The sequence below is a fragment of the Streptomyces sparsus genome (assembly GCF_054776295.1).
Genome location: NZ_BAAHCA010000352.1, coordinates 1 through 4,704, shown reverse-complemented (window position 1 = coordinate 4,704; position 4,704 = coordinate 1). Strand labels below are relative to the sequence as shown.

Sequence of the window (4,704 nt, the reverse complement as noted above, 5' to 3'; positions counted from 1 at the left end):
CTGAGAGGCGCCGCGGGGGCGCCTCGCACGCCGTGCCTCAGCGTGTGGAGACGCGCAGGAAGGTCACCGAGTGGGCGGGGAAGGTGTGGGTGAAGTGCTCACCCACGCCGTGCAGCGTGGAGCGGACCGGTCTGACCGGCCGCGAGTCCGCGGTGTTCTCGGCAGCCGGGTCGGCTGCCAGCGTGGTCACCTCGGCCGTCGGTGCCGTCCGGGTGCCGAGGTCGATCCGCGTGCGGGCTTCGGAGGCCTGCGCGTTGACCACCTTGACCAGCAGCTCACCGCTGGCCGTGTCGCGTGTGACCACCTGGCGGAAGGGCTCGGCCACCTTGTCGTCGGTGAACTCGCCCCACTTCTCGCCGTCGAGGTACAGCGACACCTGCCGGCCGCGGACGGAGACCCGCACGTCGTAGCTGCGGCCGGTCTCGACGGTCGTGTCCTTCTCGACCATCGTCTGCTTGCCGCCGTCCACCGACTTCTCCACGGCGGAGCGGGTGTTGCCCCACCCGCCCAGGTTCCACCAGTAGTGGTTGCCGGTGTCCTTGACGCCGAACGCGACCAGGAAGCCCTCGCTGCCCGACGTCTTGGTGGCCTTCACACGCAGGTCGTAGTTCTGCCAGCTCCTGTCGCCCGCGGTGACGAGGGTGTTCTCGGCCGCCTCGTCCGACTGCACGAACGCCCCGTCCCGGACGGACCACGAGCCGGTGCCGGCGGCCCGCGTCCACTGGGCGTCACCGGCCGAGAAGTCGTCGGAGAGCAGGGTCCGGCCGTTCGCGTCGGTCACCCGCACGTCGTCGTAGGCGGCGCTGGTCGCCCAGGTGGACAGCCCCACGGCGCCGGTGATCGGTCCGGACACGGCCGGCGTGCTCGAAGCGGTCGAGGGCACCACCTCGTCCCCGACGTTGGTCATGAACAGCTTCTGCATCTCGTAGTTGGCCGACCCCCAGGAGCGTGCGTTGTCGAACCAGATCATGTCGGGCGTCCACTGCACGTAGTCCCGGTTGGCCAGCAGGGGAGCGTAGGAGGCCAGCTTCACCACGTCCGCGTTGCGTTCCAGGCCCGTCATGAAGGCCGCCTCGGCCAGGGCGTTGGAGAACCTGTTGCCCTGCGAGGCGTACTCGCCAAGGAAGACGTCCGGGCCCTCGCGGTCGTAGGAGTCGTAGCGGTCGTTGTTCTCCAGGAACCACTGCGGGCTGTTGTAGTAGTGCTCGTCCACCATGGCCACGTCCGTCTGGCGGCTCAGCTCCCAGGCCCGGTCGAAGACCGAACCGGCGTCGTCAGGACCGGAGTTGGCGATGACGGTGATCTCCGGGTGCTTCGCCTCGATCGCCTTGCGGAACTCGGCCAGCCGGTCGAAGTACTGCTCGGGCAGGTTCTCCTCGTTGCCGACTCCGAGGTGGGTGAGGCCGAACGGTTCGCGGTGGCCCATCTCGGCCCGCTTGGCACCCCATTCGCTGGTGACCGGACCGTTCGCGAACTCGATGAGGTCCAGGGTGTCCTGGACGTGCCGCCTCAGCAGCGCGGGGTCGTCGGTGGCCCGGTTCTGGCCGCAGCCGGTCACCAGCGCGGGCACGACGGGCAGCGGCATGGCGCCGATGTCCTCGGCGAACTGGAAGTACTCGAAGTAGCCCAGTCCGTAGCTCTGGTTGTAGCCCCAGAAGTTGGCGTTGGTGGCGCGCTGCTCCACCGGGCCGATGGTGTCCTTCCACTGGTACGAACGCCTGCGCTCCCAGCCGGTCTCCTCGGTGTAGCCCTCGTGGCTGCCGGTGTTGACCAGGCAGCCGCCGGGGAAGCGGAGGAATCCGGGTTCGAGCGCGGCGATCTTCTCGGCCAGGTCCTTGCGCAGGCCGTTGGGGCGCCCCTTGTAGGTGTCGCGGGGGAAGAGCGAGACCATGTCGAGGGCGGCCGGCCGTGCCGCGGCGACGGTCAGCCGGCCCGTGGTGGACGTCCGGGTCGCGGTGAACGTCGCCCGGTACTCCGTCCAGCCGTCGCGTGCGGTGATCCGGCGGGCGGCGGCGAGCCGCCCCGAGGCGTCGTGCAGGGTGACGGTGAGCGGGGCACCGGACGCCTCGTCCGTGCGGGCCCGGACCGAGAAGTCGTACCGTTTGTCCTTCTCGACGGCGATGCCGGTGTTGTAGCCCGAGTTGGTGACGGACGTGCCGCCGCCGAGTGCGAGGTAGTTGCGGTTGCGCGCGTTCAGTCGCCCGTCGTCGTCCTTGACCTGTGCCTGCGAGCCGGTCACCTGCCAGGCGGTCAGCGGGGTGTAGGCGGAGTTGTCGGCGGTCGAGTACTCGAAGGACCGGTTCTGCACCAACTCGGCGTAGAGGCCGCCGTCGGCCGCCCGGTTGATGTCCTCGTAGAAGACGCCGTACATCGAGTCGTTGATGCGGGTGCCGGTGCCGGCGGGGTCAACGGTGAGGGTGTAGTCCACCGGCTCGGCCGCCTCGCCGGGGGCGACAGCCAGTGTCCCGGCCAGCAGGGCGCCGAGGGTGAGTCCGAGTCTCCATCGTCCGCGTGCCATGTACGCTCCTGATGTGTTCGATATTTCGGACTGTGGTCGGTGAGTCGAACGCACCATAGGGAGGATCAGAACGGCAGTCAACGGATCGTGCGGGAGTTGTCACCGCGTTCGCAGCCTCGAACAACGAGGCCCGCATGCAAGGGAGTTGCTCACCGCACGGGGAGCGGGACGCCGTCGTGAGCCGCGGGGCCCGGAACTGCGGCGCCGCGCGGTCAGGGGAGCGGACGACCCCCTGACCGCGCGGCGTTGCGGCAAGGGGGATTCGTCGGTCCGGTGGTTCAGCCGGCGAACGGCGTGCCGGGCAGGCCCTGCCCGGCGTCCGGGATCACGAGCAGGCTCCCGGAGAGCGGGTGCGGCGCGTCGAGTCCGACGCGGGCCGTGGTGACGTAGAGGTCGCGCAGCTGTGGACCGCCGAAGGCGCAGGCGGTGGGCCGCCGGACCGGCAGCTCGACGACGCGGTCCAGCGTGCCCTCAGGGGTGTAGCGACGCAGCTGGCCGCCGTCCCACAGGGCGACCCACACACAGCCGTCGGCGTCGACGGTGAGGCCGTCGGGAAAGCCCGCCGAGGTTTCGACGGTCGCCAACGGCCTGCGATCGGAGGGAAGTCCGTCGGTCATACGGCAGACGTCGACGCGTCGGGTGGGGCTGTCTATGTAGTAGAGCAGGCCGCCGTCCGGGCTCCAGCCGGTGCCGTTGCTGACGGTCACGCCGTCGAAGACGGGGACGGCGGCGCCGTCGGGGGAGACGCGGAGGAAGCTGCCCCCGCCCGGCGCCTCGTCGTAGCGCATCGTGCCCGCCCACAGCGACCCGTCGGCGGCGACGGCCGCGTCGTTCCCCCGGCGGCCGGGAACCGGGTCGTGCAGCAGCCAGGAGAACGCGCCGTCCGGCCCGTACAGGCCCACGCCGTCGCGCAGGTTGACGACGAGGCCTCCGCCGGCCCGCGGTTTCGCGGCCCCGACATGCTGCCCGGTGGTGAGCACCGTGCGGCGGTCGCTCGACGGATGCCACGTGTGGACGCGTGAGGTGAGGATGTCCACCCAGACCAGCCGCTGCCGTGCCGGGTCCCAGGTGGGGCCCTCGCCCAGCTCGGCGCGTTCCCGGACGGCCAGCTCGGCCCTCATCGGGTGCCCCGGTGGCCCAGTCGGGCGGAGAGGTCGGCCGCGCCCTTGGCGGCGAGTCCGGCCAGCTCCTCCTCGCGCTGCTCGGTCCAGCGGATCACCGGGACGGAGATGGAGAGCGCGGCCACCACCCGCCCCGAACTGTCCCGTACCGGCGCGGCGACGCAGCTCACGTCCGGGTTCGACTCGCGGTGCTCGACCGCGAAGCCGCGCTCGCGGGCGGTGGTCAGTGCCGCCCGCAGCGTGTCGGGGTCGGTGATGCTGTTGGGGGTCATGGCGGCCAGCCTGCCCCCGGCGAGGCGCGCGTCGAGTGCGTCGGCCGGCAGTGAGGCGAGCAGTACCTTGCCGACCGAGGTGCAGTGGGCGGGGAGCCGGCGGCCCGCGGCGGACACCATGCGGACCGCGTGGGTGGAGTCGACCTTGGCGATGTAGATGACGTCGGAGCCTTCGAGGATCGCCACGTGCACGGTCTCGTCGCACGTCTCGGCGACCTCGCGGGCCACCCGCTGGCCCTCCGCGGCGAGGTCGAGCTGCTCCGCGTACCGGCTGCCCAGCTGGTAGTTGCGCACGCCGAGCCGGTAGCGCCCGGGCTCCTCCCGGACCGGGACCAGGTAGGAGCGGGCGACGAGCGTGGTCAGCAGCTCGTGCACGGTGGTGCGGGGCAGTTGCAGTCTGCGGGTGATCTCGGGGGCGGAGAGTGTGCCGTCCCCCTCCAGGAACAGTTCCAGGATGTCCAGTGCCCTGGTCACCGCGGGGACAAGACGCCCCATAGCCCCTACCTCATCCATGTTCGGTACCCCGGTCGATGACCGGTATGACGAACGCCAGGTTAACCGCTGCCCGCTCGGCGGAGCAATGACCGTACGGCAGGTGCCGCTGTCGCACCCATTGACACCTCCGGCGGCCGCTGTCTACGGTCACGCCACCATTTCGAACGCATGACGAAATATCGAACGCCTCGGACGGGCCACCACCGCGACGTCCGGCGGCCGCCCGGCCGCACACCGTCCCCAGTCCGCACCGCCCTCCAGCCCGCACCGGCCGGTCCGCACGGGCACCGCGACGAGC

The 4,704-nt window shown here is 71.0% G+C and carries 3 protein-coding genes; all 3 read right to left on the bottom strand.

Translation table 11 applies throughout. The annotated features are described in order from the left end of the window. Window positions 1-37: 37 nt before the first annotated feature. A complete protein-coding gene (locus ACYVE9_RS16155) occupies window positions 38-2,518 on the bottom strand; it encodes an alpha-L-arabinofuranosidase C-terminal domain-containing protein (protein WP_461028555.1) in 2,481 nt (826 codons plus the stop codon). A gap of 278 nt (window positions 2,519-2,796) precedes the next feature. Then, complete coding sequence (locus tag ACYVE9_RS16150) at window positions 2,797-3,639, bottom strand: SMP-30/gluconolactonase/LRE family protein (protein WP_461028554.1); 843 nt, start codon at window positions 3,637-3,639, stop codon at window positions 2,797-2,799. After that, window positions 3,636-4,406, bottom strand: a complete 771-nt coding sequence (locus ACYVE9_RS16145) for an IclR family transcriptional regulator (RefSeq protein ID WP_461028553.1) — start codon at window positions 4,404-4,406, stop codon at window positions 3,636-3,638. The genes ACYVE9_RS16150 and ACYVE9_RS16145 overlap by 4 nt, the downstream gene beginning before the upstream one ends. Window positions 4,407-4,704 lie beyond the last annotated feature (298 nt).